The organism is candidate division WOR-3 bacterium (assembly GCA_029858255.1).
Taxonomy (GTDB): Bacteria; Hydrothermota; Tepidihabitantia; order SM23-42; family SM23-42; genus SM23-42.
Genome location: JAOUFJ010000002.1, coordinates 19,322 through 35,883 on the forward strand (window position 1 = coordinate 19,322; position 16,562 = coordinate 35,883).

At 47.4% G+C, this 16,562-nt stretch carries 16 protein-coding genes and 2 tRNA genes; 5 read left to right on the top strand and 13 right to left on the bottom strand.

Annotated elements, in window-relative coordinates; translation table 11 throughout:
• Positions 1 to 43: 43 nt before the first annotated feature.
• The 12 genes from OEV79_01205 to OEV79_01260 form a co-directional block, all read right to left on the bottom strand.
• Positions 44 to 1,558: a DASS family sodium-coupled anion symporter gene (locus OEV79_01205; protein MDH4210054.1), complete on the bottom strand. Its 1,515-nt coding sequence runs from the start codon at positions 1,556 to 1,558 to the stop codon at positions 44 to 46.
• Positions 1,559 to 1,586: 28 nt separating this feature from the next.
• Complete coding sequence (locus OEV79_01210) at positions 1,587 to 2,447, bottom strand: DMT family transporter (protein ID MDH4210055.1); 861 nt, start codon at positions 2,445 to 2,447, stop codon at positions 1,587 to 1,589.
• Between the two features lie 69 nt (positions 2,448 to 2,516).
• Positions 2,517 to 3,344, bottom strand: coding sequence for a hypothetical protein (locus tag OEV79_01215; GenBank protein ID MDH4210056.1), 828 nt, complete (start codon positions 3,342 to 3,344; stop codon positions 2,517 to 2,519).
• The gene (locus tag OEV79_01220) at positions 3,341 to 4,585 is read right to left on the bottom strand and encodes an endonuclease/exonuclease/phosphatase family protein (GenBank protein ID MDH4210057.1); all 1,245 of its coding nucleotides are present in this window, start codon (positions 4,583 to 4,585) and stop codon (positions 3,341 to 3,343) included. The genes OEV79_01215 and OEV79_01220 overlap by 4 nt, the downstream gene beginning before the upstream one ends.
• Positions 4,586 to 4,626: 41 nt before the next feature.
• Positions 4,627 to 6,021 carry a 5'-nucleotidase C-terminal domain-containing protein gene (locus OEV79_01225; GenBank protein MDH4210058.1) on the bottom strand — a complete coding sequence of 465 codons (1,395 nt, stop codon included), beginning with the start codon at positions 6,019 to 6,021 and terminating at the stop codon, positions 4,627 to 4,629.
• Between the two features lie 120 nt (positions 6,022 to 6,141).
• On the bottom strand, positions 6,142 to 7,230 hold the full coding sequence (locus tag OEV79_01230) for a hypothetical protein (GenBank protein ID MDH4210059.1): 1,089 nt from the start codon (positions 7,228 to 7,230) through the stop codon (positions 6,142 to 6,144).
• Positions 7,230 to 7,772: an arginine decarboxylase, pyruvoyl-dependent gene (locus OEV79_01235; GenBank protein MDH4210060.1), complete on the bottom strand. Its 543-nt coding sequence runs from the start codon at positions 7,770 to 7,772 to the stop codon at positions 7,230 to 7,232. The genes OEV79_01230 and OEV79_01235 overlap by 1 nt, the downstream gene beginning before the upstream one ends.
• Positions 7,773 to 7,783: 11 nt before the next feature.
• Positions 7,784 to 7,856: transfer RNA gene (locus OEV79_01240), tRNA-Ala, on the bottom strand.
• A 38-nt stretch (positions 7,857 to 7,894) separates the two neighbouring features.
• The gene (gmk, locus tag OEV79_01245) at positions 7,895 to 8,479 is read right to left on the bottom strand and encodes a guanylate kinase (protein MDH4210061.1); all 585 of its coding nucleotides are present in this window, start codon (positions 8,477 to 8,479) and stop codon (positions 7,895 to 7,897) included.
• On the bottom strand, positions 8,472 to 9,347 hold the full coding sequence (locus OEV79_01250; GenBank protein ID MDH4210062.1) for a YicC family protein: 876 nt from the start codon (positions 9,345 to 9,347) through the stop codon (positions 8,472 to 8,474). The genes gmk and OEV79_01250 overlap by 8 nt, the downstream gene beginning before the upstream one ends.
• Positions 9,347 to 9,784, bottom strand: a complete 438-nt coding sequence (dtd, locus tag OEV79_01255) for a D-aminoacyl-tRNA deacylase (GenBank protein MDH4210063.1) — start codon at positions 9,782 to 9,784, stop codon at positions 9,347 to 9,349. The genes OEV79_01250 and dtd overlap by 1 nt, the downstream gene beginning before the upstream one ends.
• A 156-nt stretch (positions 9,785 to 9,940) precedes the next feature.
• A tRNA-Gly gene (locus OEV79_01260) sits at positions 9,941 to 10,012 on the bottom strand.
• 201 nt (positions 10,013 to 10,213) lie between these two features.
• On the opposite strand from OEV79_01260, the gene OEV79_01265 reads away from it, so the two are divergent.
• Entirely contained in the window at positions 10,214 to 11,533 is a 1,320-nt protein-coding gene (locus OEV79_01265; GenBank protein ID MDH4210064.1) for an NCS2 family permease, read from the top strand.
• A gap of 48 nt (positions 11,534 to 11,581) precedes the next feature.
• Positions 11,582 to 12,253: a hypothetical protein gene (locus OEV79_01270; GenBank protein ID MDH4210065.1), complete on the top strand. Its 672-nt coding sequence runs from the start codon at positions 11,582 to 11,584 to the stop codon at positions 12,251 to 12,253.
• A gap of 260 nt (positions 12,254 to 12,513) precedes the next feature.
• On the opposite strand, the gene OEV79_01275 is transcribed toward OEV79_01270, so the two are convergent.
• On the bottom strand, positions 12,514 to 14,070 hold the full coding sequence (locus tag OEV79_01275; GenBank protein MDH4210066.1) for a hypothetical protein: 1,557 nt from the start codon (positions 14,068 to 14,070) through the stop codon (positions 12,514 to 12,516).
• A 209-nt stretch (positions 14,071 to 14,279) separates the two neighbouring features.
• Between OEV79_01275 and lolA the strand changes: the two genes are divergently transcribed.
• The 3 genes from lolA to rimO are packed head-to-tail and all read left to right on the top strand — an operon-like array spanning position 14,280 to position 16,561.
• Positions 14,280 to 14,894, top strand: coding sequence for an outer membrane lipoprotein chaperone LolA (lolA, locus tag OEV79_01280; protein MDH4210067.1), 615 nt, complete (start codon positions 14,280 to 14,282; stop codon positions 14,892 to 14,894).
• On the top strand, positions 14,884 to 15,285 hold the full coding sequence (locus OEV79_01285) for a PaaI family thioesterase (protein ID MDH4210068.1): 402 nt from the start codon (positions 14,884 to 14,886) through the stop codon (positions 15,283 to 15,285). The genes lolA and OEV79_01285 overlap by 11 nt, the downstream gene beginning before the upstream one ends.
• 10 nt (positions 15,286 to 15,295) lie before the next feature.
• A complete protein-coding gene (gene rimO, locus OEV79_01290) occupies positions 15,296 to 16,561 on the top strand; it encodes a 30S ribosomal protein S12 methylthiotransferase RimO (GenBank protein MDH4210069.1) in 1,266 nt (421 codons plus the stop codon).
• Position 16,562 lies beyond the last annotated feature (1 nt).

Genomic DNA, 16,562 nt, shown 5'->3' on the forward strand with positions numbered 1-16,562 from the left:
GGAGGAAGTTCAATACGACAGGAGGTGATCATGGGGAGGGAACTCAGAATGGCAAAGGCAGAGTGTTGATCTTGAAAACCGGGATGACAAGGAAATATACGATAAGGGTGATGATTATCGCACCGATTATATTGAGGAAAAATCCGACCCTCGCCATATCGGGTATTCTTAAATAGCCGCTGCCGAAGACGATCGCGTTTGGTGGTGTCGCGACCGGCAGCATGAAGGCGCAGGACGCGGACATCGCGGCGGGTATCATGAGCATGAACGGGTGAATACAGGCCGCGGCCGCCAGTGAACCGAGCACCGGCATCATCATCGTTGTCGTTGCAGTGTTGGAAGTTAATTCCGTGAGAAAAGTCAACAGTAGACAGATACAAAGAATCATGATAATCGTGGGTACACCACACAGAAAGGAAAGCCTCTCTCCTATCCACTGTGCTAACCCGGAAACCTGGAATCCGGCGGCCAGAGCAAAACCACCTCCGAACAGGAGTATGATACCCCATGGTATGCGCAGCGCCCATTCCCAATTAAGAACAAATATTCCTTTCTTGAAGTTGACTGGCAATAAAAAGAGCAACAGCGCGCCGAAAATCGCAACCGTTGAGTCATGTACGTATTCGCTAATACCCATGAGATCTGACCAGCCCGGGATCGCAAAAATACCAATATCTATATCACGGCGGAATATCCAGGCAAGTGCTACAAGTGAGAAAACAATAAGCGTCAGTTTTTCTCCTTTGTTCATTTTTCCAAGGGCAGCCAAATCAGCTCTGATGATCTCCTTACCTCCGGGGATCTTGGTTATTCCCGGTGGTGCCGCAATGTATGTCAGGTAAAACCAAGTTACTGGTAGGAATACCACTACAAGGGGCAGGCCGATCTTCAGCCAGTCAAGAAAGCCGACCTCTATTGCCGAAGGGAACATCGACCTTACTACTCCAGCAAACACAATGTTCGGCGGTGTACCGACGAGCGTCGCGATACCTCCAATACTCGCAGAATAGGCAATGCCAAGCATCAATGATAGACCGAATTTGAAATTACCGGGTGTCGTGTTCACGCCTTTGTTATCTTTCCCCACGGCGCTTACCACGTGGAGTATCACCGCGAGACCGATCGGGAACATCATCATCGCCGTCGCAGTATTGGATATCCACATGGAGAGAAATGCTGTGGCGCACATGAACCCGAGTACTATTCTTCGGGGTGAGGTTCCCAGGAGGCGCACAATATAAAGCGCAATACGTTTATGCAATTCCCAACGCTGCATTGACATGGCAATGAAAAATCCGCCCATGAAGAGGAAAATATTCTGGTCCGCATACCTCATTGCTACATCACGTGCATTCATGATCTGGAAAACCGGAAAAAGGATTAATGGTAGCAACGCAGTTGCCGGGATCGGAATGGCTTCGGTGATCCACCATGTTGCCATGAGCAGTGCAACACCGGCGGTGCACGTAGCCTGCGTACTGAGACCTGGAAATGGTTTGATTGCCAGGATCAGAATGAACAACAAAGGTCCGAGAAATAAACCTATCTTGTGACGCATTATGCACACATTCTATAGAATACTGTGGTTATTTCAAGGGAGAATCTGCCAGCCTTTCCTTGCGGGAAAGAAAATATATCCCGCCTAACAAAGCCAAAATGCCAATGAATTGCATCGTCGTGATCGTTTCTTTCAACACTAAAAAGCCCAATACAGTAGCAAATAAAGGTGTGGAGAGCTCAAGCGCAGAGACCTGCGCCGCTTTTATAAGCTTGATGCCTTCGTAGTATAATACAGTACCCACGCCGATGATAACACCGAGTAAGATTTGGTAGATGTTATTTATGGTAATACCTCTCAGAAACATCAGGTAGATGACAAAGACAACGCCGGCGAAAAAAAAACGATAAAAGGCAATGATCGCTGCATTCAATCCTTTCAGATATCTGCGGGCCACGATGGCCGTCGTCGCCCATGAAATGGTGGCCAATAATACATACAGGTCGCCGACAGTTCCGATACGAACTGCGACCAGATTGTTTAAAGTCCGGCTGGTGACGAGGAGTCCCGCCACAATCATGAATAGAATTCCGAGATAATCGAATTTCGTGATGCGGTCGTCCTTCAGAAAGACAAAGCCGATCAATACAATGAATATCGGCTGCATGTGTCCTATCAATACGGCATTGATTACCTGCACCTTACTCAAGGCGTAGACATACATCAAATCGGCAAAGAGTGTTGCTGCTATCGATAAGTAGACAAGTTTTGGCAGATATTTCATCTCTACGCGGAATCTCGTACCGGTCACGAGCATGTATGCGGCTATTGTGATCAAACAGAAAATAGACCTGGTCGCAAATGTACTCAGCACATCAGTGGTTTGGTACGAAAGCTTGACCATAACAGGTTCTATGGCCCACATTACGCTCGCCCCGAGGACGACGATAACACCCTTTCTTTTTGTGCTCAGTGCGATTGATGTCTCCCTGGATGCCAGACTATCTGCATTAAGGGATCACTGAATGACAGCATGGGGAATAAAAGTAACAGAGAATTGGTGGGCAATAGACAAATTCCCGTAGGCAATAGAATACCCGATATCATAGCTTTCCACGGAAACCGATATGCCTCCTGTCAGGCTGACGTCATCGAAAGAGATACTTGTGTTCGATTCACCTGTCAGGTTTTCGGGCTGTAAATACCTGCAACCAAGAAGCAGCTTTAGATCCCTGTAAGTGTAGACGATGCCCGTGTTAAATTCGATAAGGGGAACCTTTATTTCGGCAAGGAAGTCAATTCCTGAGGTTAAACTATACTTTATGCCCAATGCGGTAAATAGCGGTATTGAAGTATTTTCAGCGAATTCTTTACCAAGATTATCAACTTTCGCACCTATGCTCAAGGCCTTATATTGCAGGCGCGTGCCTATCGTCGCACAGAGACCATACATACTGTGATTATCTATTTGCTCAACAAAACCCTTTACCACCAGGCCAATCAGACCGAATCTGTAGCCTATTCCTGCGCAGAAATCATAGGGAGTAAACACCGTAGTAGGGTTTCCGGCTTCGTCGTATCCCTGGATTCGGCCGTAATTCATATACGTAATACCGAACATGGTATTACGGTACACGCCGCCGCACGTCAGGTAGTTAGTTCCATAGAGCCAGCGGGACAATGTAAAATTGAAACTCATCGCCCCCGAGCATGCGGGATTATGAAAAACCGGCAATCCTTCGTCGATCAGAACAGATGAACCACCCAGCCCCTGTGATACCACGCCTGGAGATAGCCTGAGGAACAGACTTGACTCGATTGAGATCAGAAATAAAAGTGCTATCATTTAATTATCGCCAGGCTCGTCCTGTAGTGATATTTATTATAACTTGTTTCGATTATGACATGAAGAAAATATATACCCACCGGCAGATCGCCTCTCGGCAGTCTTATCCCGACGGCATCATATGTTTCGTCTTCGTATACCCGCTGTCCGAGAATGTTTATCATCGTGATCCTTGCTCTCAGAAAATCATCATGCCAGGGCAGTATCACATCTGCAAAGCTCTGCAGGGGATTTGGCCAAACCTTAACCTCCTGCTCGGATATGGTTGACCCGGTTTCATCACTCAAGTCAACCGCAAGCGGTAAATGGTCGGATGCCAAGTACAGCGCATCGGCAACTTCTGCTGGAACGACACTATTGTATCCGTAGTTGATCGCCAGATTGAAATGCTCTCCATCATTGCCGCAGATGGTATAGGAATCTTCCATAAGGTACAATCCTGCAGTATCGATGATGCTGGCAGAACATAATATCATATCAAAACGGTCATCCATGCCGCCAGTAGCACCCCCGTCCGGGAGTTGGTCAACCCTTGTGGATTGCGTGTGCGCCGCGGCATAATAAATGTTCTCATGCCAGTTGCCGGTCAATCGGAGGGGATCGATCAACCTGCCGCTGATACTTGTCAAACTATCGGTCAGTTTCTGAAAAGCGGGCTCGTCGCTATAGTATATGTTAAAATCACCGGCGACGATGAAATTAGAGCCTGCAGGTAAGACGTCAAGACGCTCCCGCAGAATCGTCGCTTCCTGCAACCGTATTTGTTCGTTGGTCAACCCCTGCGATGCTTTGAAGTGAACCGAAAAGAGATACAGATCAGTCTGTGTTCCAGAGATGACCAACCTGTATTCAGCGATGTCGCGGTTAGGCGTCGTGTGGTACACGGCACCCAGGTAGTCAATACGGTCGGCCCTGTAGAATAACGCATTGTCGGTATCCGGGCCATTATTGAAAGGGGCATTCGTGTACGTGTTATTTACGTAATGCATGACCGAATCCAGGAAAAGAGACGCGCCTTCACTGCTGATCATTTCCTGTACTACAACTACATCCGGAGCAACGTAACTCATGGCGGTCCTCAAATCGTCGAGACGCTGGAACCCGAGCGCATCGGGGAAATTCAGTACGTTATAGGTCGCCACACGGATTGGCGCGCCGAATACCAGATTGAACGGCGCCGCTAATATGCATACGAGTAACAAAGGGTTGAGATATCGCACATAAAATGAACGCATGGGCATTTTATAGTCCTTTCACCTGTTGAAATAATTTGAGCAGATCGTCACTTGCGGGCGACATCGATTATTCTGCCTTCGATACGCCCTTTGATTGGAGTGTGTTTTTTTACATAATCGGCGATGATGCTTCTCAGGTAGTGAAAAGAATCCTGAATATTATCTCCGGATTTGAAGATGACATACTCGCCCCCGCCTGCAGCAAGAAAGGAGTTGGTAACAAGAGAATATTTCTTATCCGGGTCTATCGGAATCCCGTCACGTAAGGATACCTCCAGTATCCGCGAACCTAAAGGTTTTTTCGAGTCATATCTAAATCTTAAACCTGATACCTGGAATATCGCGTGATGGCCGTTGACACCGATCTCCAGTGCCTCAATGATATTGCGGCCGGTCATTTCCATGACGACTGCAGTATTAGAGAGCGCATCGATGTTGTAACAGTCACGGTATGTAATATCACCTTTCGGCATATTAGCCCTGATGCCACCCGAATTGTGTATCGCCAGTTCAGCATCAAAATACTCACGCATTGCATCGGTAATCAGATTGCCGATCGCAGTCTCCTCAAAACCAGCCCTCGCGAGTTCTTCTTCTGAATAACCGATAACCTCATCAAATCCCTTCTGCGTAATTTTCTCCCATCTCTCGACTATCCCGAGCATTACGGTATCTTCATCGATCTGTTCGCTGAGGAGATCAACGAGTTCTCCCCTATACCCGGCGATACGTTTTGTCTGTTTATCAACCCAGAGATCCAGAAATCCGATACTACTCAGATGACCATATGCCTGGCATATGATCGTGTGGTTGATCGAATCCTCGTACGGTACTTCAAGCGCAGTTGCGCTGTGTGAGCCAATGATGACATCGATTCCCTTGACTGTACTTGCCAACCGTTTGTCGTGTCGCAGCCCTATGCCAGTTACGGCAAAAATCATATCTACCTTATTTTCCTGTAAAGAATCCACGTAATGCACGGCAGTTTCGACCTCGGGCAGGACATCATGATTTGCGAATCTCTCTGGCGTTGTCATTCCGGACATATACTCGGTAAGCAAACTGAAGATACCGATGCGTACCCCGACTTGTTCCACAATAACGCAGGGCTCCAAGTAGTTAACTACACTACGGGCTTCTTTGTCGACGATATTGCTGCCAAGAAATGTAGCGTTGACCTTTTCCACGAATTCCCTGAATACTTCAACACCCTGGTCATAGTCATGATTGCCTGGTGCTACAACATCATACCCGCAGTAATTGAAATACTCGGCAACGGCCTGACCTTTTGAAAATTCACCGATGGGCGACCCGACGAACATGTCGCCGGCATCGAATAACAGGAAGCCATATCCGAGGCTGGCGGCTTCAGCCCGCTTCTCTTCAATGAACGTCGCCGCTGCCCCAGCATTGCCGATGGGCGGTGGGAAATACGGATTCATCCACCAGGCGGTGCTGGGCGATAGCGCGCCTTCAATATCATTGGTATGTAGAATATAAATGTGATCATAAGATTGGGCTTGTGATAGTAGAAAAAATAGGAGAATGCTATACAACTTTTCTCAGAACTGCATTCCAGTTGAAACTACAAAATGATGAGTGGTTTCGTCCAATTTATAATTTTCGCTGAGATCCAGCGTTAAATAATCCGCGGCAAGATAGTCACGCTTTCCATAGCAGTATCCTATGTCGAAAGAATAGGAACCCGCGTAGAATCCGAAACCCAGTGTAAGGTTCGTTGTCCAGATAACGCTTTGCCTATAGTCAGGGAAAACACAAAAGCCGTACCGCAGGTTATACCTGCGAAGGATCATATGTTCAACACCGATTTTGTATATGAATATATTATTATCTTCTATGCCCTCCCACATTTCAGCCTCGACCTGTGCGAGAAACCTCGTCGGGATCCTGCCCGGAGGTTGATACATGATGCCAAATGAATGTATCTCTGGATATTCATAGCCAATATCAGCAAGTTCATACCGGTGCTGGTATGTGTATGCCATTCGAAAATTGATGGTCGGTGCGATGGAAATCCCGAGTTTTATCCTGTTGCCGTCAAGAGTCGTCTCTTCACTGCTGACCGTGTCGGCGACTTGCGGTATGATGACAGTTTTCTCCATGACCCGATTTCCAAAGAGAAATGCATTTTGGACGCCGACGCTGACGAACCTGTAATTGAATGCGACCATGGGTGAAACAGCCTGCACATAACCCCGGTGAGTGAGTTCATCAATGCGGACGATCTGGTAGAAATCGTCGCGATGTTCCTCACGATAAGAATAGTTGTAATCCCATACCGGAGCATACTGCAATCCCGCGCGTATCATGCTCAAAGGGAACACGAAAGAACATGCTCCAGGGTTGAGATACGTACCCGTGTTGTTCGCCACGGTCGCAATACCAATATTATTGCCGAATGAATCATACACGCGCAACCCGCGGTTTTCGTTCTGCACCATGAGCAAACCGGAAAGCTGTACTGCCCTTTTGTCAAACAGCACCATCGACGCGGGATTGGCCGTACTTTCTAAGACAATGGATACTCCCCCGAGTGATAAGGTACGGGCATCATAGTAGAATATGCGATCGCCCTGGTGGGATACACCGGGTAAGGTTAACCCTGCAATATAGATGATCAGTTGTAGCATTATGGCACCATCACGGCGGCAGCGAGCACAGTCGTCCAGAGGCCGTATTTATCGCCTATCGCGGTCTGGGTGATATTCATTGTCTTTACGATCTTTGTAGATATCTTCCACAATTCCTTTCGTTCGTCGTAACTGATATCGGGGTCAAAAGGTACACCCTGAGTCGTCGCCAGCATCTGGGCTGCGAGGTCCTCGGCTTTGTCGCCCGCCCGCACTTCAGTCTCGCCGAAAGAATGGTACTCGGAAAGATATCCGTATTGAGAACGGTCGCTCGGAATGGCAACACCTATTGATGCCGCAAGCAATCGGTGGGGTTCGTTGGCACTGGATTCAGCTACTACGGCATAGATGATCTCTCCGGGCGATAGATGCTGAATGCCCTTACTCCTCGGCAGGATCTTCGCTCCCGGCGGTAAAATGCTTGAAACCCTGACGATATTGAACGGCGCTATTCCTGCATCCCGCAGTGCCGCTTCGAAACTTGTCAGCCTCTCTCTGTGCTTACCAACACCCTTGGTCAAGAATATTCTTTTTGGTATCATATTCTCCAATATGGAGCAGACCAGAGTCGAACTGGCGACCTTCTCGCTGCGAACGAGACGCTCTCCCAACTGAGCTACTGCCCCTCATTTTGTTCGTGATTATAGCAATATTTGTATTCCTGTCAACATTCATTTATCTGACTTTCACCACCCAGTTCATCTTCGATTATCCCCAATATTTTGGATGTCGTTGTTCGCAGGTCATTGTTCTCAATCACGTATTTGTAGTCTTTCCTGTACTCTAGTTCCTGTATTGCCTTAGCGATCCTTTTCTTTATGACTTCATCTTTATCGGTATCTCTCTTTTTCAATCGTCGTTCAAGCTCGGCAATGTCAGGAGGTATGATGTAAAAGAAGATCCCGTCGGGATAGAGATTCATGAGTCTTCTCGCGCCCTGCACATCCACATCCATCAATATATTATACCCGGCGCTAAGTCCATCCTCCAGGGATTTTCTGGAAGTACCGTAGAAGTTACCATACACTTCAGCGTATTCGACGAAACGGTCCTGCTCGATCCACTGTTTGAACTCATCCACGCTCAGAAAAATGTACTCTCTGCCGTTCTTCTCGACCGTTCGTTTGGACCTTGAAGTCGCTGAAACAGAATAGCGTACGTCAGAGCGCTCGCCCAGAATTTTGTCGCAGATTGTAGTCTTTCCAACGCCAGAAGGCCCGGAGAGGACAATAATTCTTCCTCTATTCAAGGTTTTGCACCTGTTCTCTGATCTTTTCAACTTCTTCCTTAACCTGGACCGCGGTTTTACTGATCTGCAGGTAATTCGCTTTGACACTCAGGGTATTCGCCTCACGCTGCATTTCCTGTAGCAAGAAATTGAGTTTACGCCCAGGATGATCCTCTGTCTTCAACGAATCCTTGAATAGCATCAAATGGCTGAACAGTCTTTTGCATTCCTCGGTGACGTCGGTACGCTCTGCCGTGTAAAGTAATTCCTGATAAAGACGTTCTTCATTGAGTTCTTTTACCGACCCCTGAACGAGTGAGAGCAAATGGTCTTTGTAGTACTTGTTACGTTCGGGTATGATACGTTCGATTTCATGCACGCATTCTTCGATCAATTTGACCGATTTACTTATCTCACGGACGATATTCTTCCCTTCTTTCTTCTTCATCTGCATCAGATCTTTGATGGCTTGCTCCAGGATCGGTTTAAAACTCTTGTAGATGCCTTGGGATTCTATCTGAAGCTGGCTGAACTTTATCAATCCTGGAATGGACATCAGTGTGTTAATATCGATATCTCCGCCTATCTGATAATTAGTGCGTAACTCCTCGGCTAATTTCAAGTATGCCTCGAGAAGATTTTTGTCGACTTCAATCTTTGTTGGCACGATCTCTCTGTCTTGCTGGATCACCACCACGATATGTCCACGCGTTAGCTGAGATTGCACATCGCGGCGGATGTCAGTTTCACAAGGAAACAGGCAATTAGGAAGCTTGATCGATAGATCGAGAAACCGATGATTGTATGACCTTATTTCTACATCAAATTTCAACGGGGGATCTTTCAGATCACCGCTCGCCCGTCCAATGCCGGTCATGCTATATGCCACTATTCCTCCAAGATTATTGTCACGGGTCCCTCATTCACGAGCGCAACGGACATTCTCTCACCGAATGAGCCGGATTTAGTAGTAATGCCGGAAACGGCAAGCATATTGACAAAACTTTGATAGAGCTCTTTGGCCAGCTCAGGTTCCTCGGCTTCAGTGAAAGATGGCCGCCTTCCGCGCGATGTATCGGCAAGAAGAGTGAATTGGGAGACCACGAGTGCTTCACCACCTACATCTCTTAGAGAGTCGTTGAATTTCCCATGTTTATCCTCGAAAATCCGTAAGTTCATGCACCGTTCAGCGAGCCGCTTCGCCTTGCCTTCATCATCTCCCCTTTTTACACCGAGCAGAACCAGTATTCCCGCACCGATGTTCGATACTATCTTCTTATCGACGCACACCTCGGCTTCCCTGACTCTCTGAATGACCGCAATCATGTCAAGATTTGGATAAACACGATCGGGTTACGCTCATTTGTCCAGAATAGAAAAAAATCAAAGCACTAACGAACATAAACGCCAAACTAATCACCATAGTCCCCTTTGTTCGCATAATACTACAACCCAAAAAAATAGAATCATTGAGCGTTCACCAGCGGGGGACGGGATTCGAACCCGCAACCAACGGCTTGGAAGGCCGTGACTCTACCATTGAGCTACCCCCGCACGACCTATTATAGCGCAGTATTGTTGGAAGTCAACATGATCGTGCGGTCGTTTTTTCTCGCGCTGTATCATTGACAATATCGGGAAATTAAGATAAAATAAAATGAAGTGATTTCAACATCCAGATTCTTAATTCATAAAACAACCGTGCAGGTAAACGCGAAGATTAGCTGAATTGTTGAACCTGATGAGGGAGGAACAATGCTGGAAAGGCTATTCAAACTAAAAGAGAATAACACGTCGGTAAGTCAGGAGATGATCGGCGGTTTGACGACGTTCATGACCATGGCTTACATTGTATTTGTACAGCCAGCGGTATTGTCGGCAGCCGGCATGGATTTCGGGGCGGTCATGGTCGCGACGTGTGTTTCGAGCGCCGTAGCAATATTCTTTATGGCCTTCCTTGCGAACTACCCTATCGCGCTTGCCCCGGCCATGGGACATAATTTCTTCATTGTATATACGGTTTGTCTAACGATGGGCATACCATGGCAGACCGCACTCGGTGCGAATTTTATCTCAGGAACCATATTCATAATCCTATCCTTTTTTGGCTTCCGTGAATCGCTCGTGAATTCGATACCAAATTGTCTGAAGCAGGCCATCGCGGTTGGCATAGGTCTCTTCATCGCCCTGATAGGATTTCAATGGGCGGGAATAGTAACCTACACTCCGGGGACGATCATCGGCCTCGGTGATTTACATAGCCCTCCTGTCTTGTTGGCAGTTCTCGGACTGTTCGTAATAACAATCCTCTACACACTCAAAGTGAAAGGCGCAATAATAATCGGTATCATCACTACCGCCGTTGTCGGGGTACCACTCGGTATTGTGAGATACTACGGTGTCCTCAGTACCCCGCCGGCAATTTCACCAACGTTTCTCAAATTGAATGTTGCCGCTGCATTCACACTGTCTTTACTTCCGACGATCTTCATCCTTTTCTTCCTCGATCTGTTCGATACGGTAGGAACGTTGATTGGAGTAAGTGAACAGGCCGGTTTCGTTAAAGAAGGTAAATTGCCGAGGGCAAGACAAGCTCTACTATCGGATGCCATCGGTACGGTTATCGGTACGATCATGGGCACTTCTACTGTCACCAGCTATATCGAGAGCTCAACTGGCGTAGCAAGCGGTGCCCGTACAGGTCTCGCTAATGTCACCACCGGAGTCCTTTTTCTTATTGCTTTACTGTTCTATCCGCTCGTGAAGATGATCGGTGGAGGTTACATGACGGATGGCAGCGTGCTCTACCCGGTTACAGCTCCCGCCTTAATCATCGTCGGTACCCTCATGATGTCCGGTGTCACAAAAATAGACTGGAAAGACTTCACGGAGGCGATCCCGGCGTTCCTGACGATCGTCATCATGCCTTATGCCTATTCCATAACCGAGGGCATTGCCGTTGGCTTCATCTTTTATACGGTCTTGAAACTGGTTACGGGTAATATCAAAGATGTGCATCCTGTCCTGATCGTATTTACAGTACTGTTCATCTTGAGATACATCTTTTTGATGTGAGTCCGCGGGCATGACGTGTTTATTGCCTGAAAAATTATTGGGGGTAAAATGATAATACTGACAATGATTGTATTCTCAACAAGTCCGTTCTACAGCGCAAATTTTTTTCTGCCTATCCGTTCATTGAGCGCTTTTTCTAATCCTGCAGGACTCGGTATCAGCACGGGCGCCGAGGCATTCGTCACCTATGACCCGGAATCCGAACTAATAACGACCGGAGCGAGCGCCGGTAATATTGGTTTCGGCTACATAAAGGAGGACACTTTTCAGATTTATGAGGTAGCCATTGGCTACAGACTGCCAGGTGCATTCACTATTGGCTACGCATATGAATTCGGTGATACGTCGGAGCACGTCCTCGGTGTCGAGTGCCGTCCGAATCAACAGCTCTCGCTCAGCTACAGAACTGAACTTGACCACAAAAGGTACGTCTCCGGAGGCATAGAGATCATGCCTTATCTACGGTACATCACGCTCAGTTTCGGAGTCACCTATGAAGGCATCGATGATACATTGGCTTTCTACTATGGAGCTCTCGTTTCACCGATCAGTGGACTGGGCGCATTTTTCTACACAGACAAAGAATTTAACTGGAACGCCGGCATGGAGTTGTCTTTCGGTTACGGTAAGATCACTGGCAGTTACTCATACGAGAACAGTAAATTCAGTGGCGGATTGCTCATTTCTGCACAGAAATATGAGACTTTCATAGCGAACTGAGCCGATCAGCCACATCAACACATACGGTCACCTCACCATTAATACTAATGGATTATCTGGTGCACACATTACTTCAGTATATACCTATAATCTCTGAAATATAATCAATTATTCTGAATTATTGAAGTAAATATATAAGAACTTATCGGTTGGCTTATCCTCGTTCGCATGTCCATTGATGCCTTGAGCGACTACCTGGGTTGCCGACTCTGATCGCTCGGAGCCTGCAAGAAAAAACGCAGACTACGATATCAAGGGTCTTATTTAACGACCACTATCTTTGTCCCACCCTGTTCAATATTGACAAACCTGATAAAATACACGCCGGTCGGTAGCTGCAACTCGTGGTCCGGTTCTTTGATTTCGGTAAATTTTTGTCCCATTGCATTGTAGATCGTGAGTGGATAGTAATCGGCACTATTTATGAGCATTCTGTAGGCAATGCCAGATCGCACCGGGCTGGCGACGTTTGGCAACGGTAATTCAACTACCCTTCCTCTGTTCTCGTTTATGCCAACCGGAGGATTTGGTGTTCCCGGGGTCGGAGCATCATAACTATTAAAATCTACTCCGTTGTTGTCGGTATCTTCACCATCCGGGTATCTACCCAGGCTGTACCCTGCTTCTACATCAGCAGCGGGCATCCATTCGCCAGTGAATACCCATCCATTGAGCACCCCATATCCGACCGCATCAATCGTTATCCCGTGATAGCGCAACTCCACGTTGTCGGGTCCGTTCTGAAGATCGGCTACCGAGTCGACCAGATCGACATTGGGGACTGACGAGAATTCACCAACAACGAAGAACCCGTCGCCAGGAATTGTGTAACCATTGAGGTCAATCGTTGCATAATCAACACCGCCGTTCCCATTGACACCAACCAGCGTGATCCCATCGAGACTGGTGTTCCCTGCACCATATATCTCGATGAAACATCCAGAATCGGCTCCGGGCGTATCATAGTAAAATTCATTCACATACAACCCGACTGCACCAACATAGTATGCGTGGGTATCTGAGACCGCTGAAAGACCGTCATCATCGACATATTTTAGATAGTAAAATACAGTATCTCCACTGCTCTGGCCGGCGATTTGATAATGAAAAGTATCATTACTCACCGAGATATGCGTTGTCATCGAAGGTGATACAAGGCTATTCACTCCGTAGAAGAGAGTGTCATGCTCGACCGTGCCATTGTCAAGCACATAACCGTAAATATCAACTGTGACTCCCGGTGCCGGATTAGTCGGGGTGTGCCAGGAGCGAATGATCGTAGGAGGTTGTGTTGCTGGAGGTCCGAAATATGCATCATCAACGTAGAATATTGCACCGGTCCAGGGTGTGCCGACGTCATAGCCCCGAATGACAAACCGGACCGAGTCAGCATTTGAGGGCGACACCGCAAGGTCAGAGGTCCATAACTGCCACGAAGGAGAATCTACCGTGTAGAAATTAGGCCACTCACTCGATACGTATACGCCGCCAGAAAACCATTGTACACCGCCGCGTGCGCGGCCGGCCGGGTCATTATCATGGACCCAGAAGGAAATACGATATAGCGTGTTTGGCTGCGCATGCATTCCCTGATACAGCTCGGCATTGCCTGCCGTCGTCGAGAAAAAGCTATCTTTGGCACTGAAGTTCCCGGCATACACAGTGACGTCTTCCTGAAAGAGCGCGACCGAATCGCTCTTTATCCAGTACTCAGGCATGCCACCAGACCAGGTTTCAAAACCCGGGTTCTGTAACATGTTCTGGGAATACGCCAAAGACAAGACCACTGCTAATAAAACAAGAATTCTCTCTTTCATACAGCCTCCCTTTTTATGTCAGAGTTGCGTAGCTATTAACTATCGGGATATTCTCTACAAAAGACAATGCCTTGTCAAGCATGTCGTCAGTTCTATGATCATAACAGATAATTCAAATTGTATCTTTACGGACGCAGTGTCACGTAGTTTTGGGCGGCAGTGTTGACATAAAGCCGATATTATATAAGATTTGTGAAAAAGGAGAACTAATGAGACGATTCATTTTACTGCCGGCTTTGATCGTTACACAATTACTAGCGCTCGAAGCAAATGAAATTATTGGAAAGACAGTTGAGAAGTACCGCAACATGAACACCTTTTACACTGAATTCGAACAAGGGTATTGTGATGAAGACGCCGGCACATGCCAGCGTTATGAAGGCAGAACCTATTATATGAGACCGAATTTTTTCAGAATGGAGATCGAAGAGCCAAAACAGATATATGTGGGTGACAGCGTTTCCCTCTGGATCTACATGCCCGACGAGAAGAGAGCGATACGCCAGGAACTCAATCAAATGCCCTTTCAAATCAGCCCGGATGCATTGTTTGAGAACTACGAAGAAGATTTCGTCTCGTCCCTCGCAGGTGAAGACGGAGACAACTACGAGATCGTCCTCGAACCAAAGGATGAAACTGATATTTACCGCAGACTGAGGGTGAAGATAAAGAAAGAGACTTTTGAGATAATCGGAATTACTGTCACGGATGAATCGGGTATTGAGAGCAAATTCGAATTCACAAAGGTCGAGATCAACAAGAAGATCGACCGGAAAATATTTCAATTCGACCCGCCCGAGGGAGTACAGGTTGATGAGTATTGATCTTCTCATGGATGATTCGTGCTTTGCTTGCGGCAAGAAAAATGAGAATGGTTTGCAGCTCAAGATCATTGAAAAAGACGGTGGCGTCTGGGCAGCGATAGATCCACCACTGTGGTCACAGGGTTACAGTGGAATCGTGCACGGCGGTGTTGTTGCAACGATACTCGATGAGATGGCGGTATGGGCTGCGTTCAAAAAAGGATACAGAACAGTAACCGCAGAGCTCAATATGAGAATCAAAGAAGCAATGCGAGTCGATCAGGAGTATACAGCGAGGTCACGAGTCCATCTGGTGAAGCACCGGCTCGTGGAGGCAGACAGTGAGATCATGGACAGAAACGATATACAGGTCGCGTTTGCGCACGTGAAATTGCTCGTGGTAAAGCAATAGCGACACCTGTATGAAGATACATTGCGTCTCGCTCGGCTGTCCCAAGAACCTTGTTGATTCAGAGAACATCATCGGTATTTTGGGTGCCTCGGGCGCTTCAGTTACGGCGTTTCCAGATGAATGTGACGTCATGATACTTAACACGTGTGCATTCATAAGACCGGCCATGGAGGAAACCGAACAGGAAATAGAAAATGCGCTCCGCAACATGAATAACGGAAGAAGACTCTTCGTAATTGGCTGCGCGGTCAACCGATATGGTAGCCGGCTAAGACGCAAGTTCCCTGAAGTATCTGGCTGGTACGAAATCAAGGAGATACCCAAGCTCATCAAAACACTCGCTCCTGAAGCGACCGACATGCACGCCCGGTTGCCGACCACAGCCGGGTATGCCTACGTGAAGATATCTGAAGGCTGTTCCAATAATTGCACTTACTGTACGATCCCTTCGATCAAGGGACCGTACCGGAGTTTTGGCATGGAAGAACTCCTTTCTGAAGGCCGTGAGCTTGTCAGGTTAGGAGTAAAGGAACTGATACTTATCGGGCAGGACACGACAAGATACGGCACTGACACATATGGACGACCCATGCTGAAATCTCTGCTCCAGCGGCTCTCTCAGATCGATGGGATCGAATGGATCAGAATAATGTACGCACACCCTAAAACGATAGATGATGACATCATGAAGGAAATCGAGCAGAATGATAAAATCTGCAAGTATGTCGATCTTCCCATCCAGCATGTGTGTCCCCGCATATTGAAAACAATGAAGCGTGGTACGACACGTGAACGCATAGAAAGCGTGATTAAGACCCTGAGGGGGATCCGCGGCATTTCTGTCAGAACAACGATCATTGTTGGCTTCCCCGGTGAAACCGATACCGAATTTGCCGAACTGATGGAATTCATCAGCAAAGGTTATTTCGACTGGCTGGGTGTATTCCCCTATCATCGCGAAGCAGGAACAGAAGCAGCCACGCTGGAGCAAGTACCGGCAGAAAGTATACGAGAACGTTATGGAAAGGCACTCGCCGTGCAGCAACGCCAAATTGAAAAAAGAAATCACAAAAGGCTCGGGCATCGGTGCAAGGTCTTACTACATACGCGTGAGGGCCACTCTTACGTTGGTCATGCAGAATTCTGCGCACCAGATGTTGACAGCCAGATATTCATCGAACGGCAGAACTTGATATTGGGTAGGTTCTATGACATCGGGATTACGGGTACTGTGGGCAGCGACCTGAAGGGTGAGTTAGCCGAGACACATTTATAGC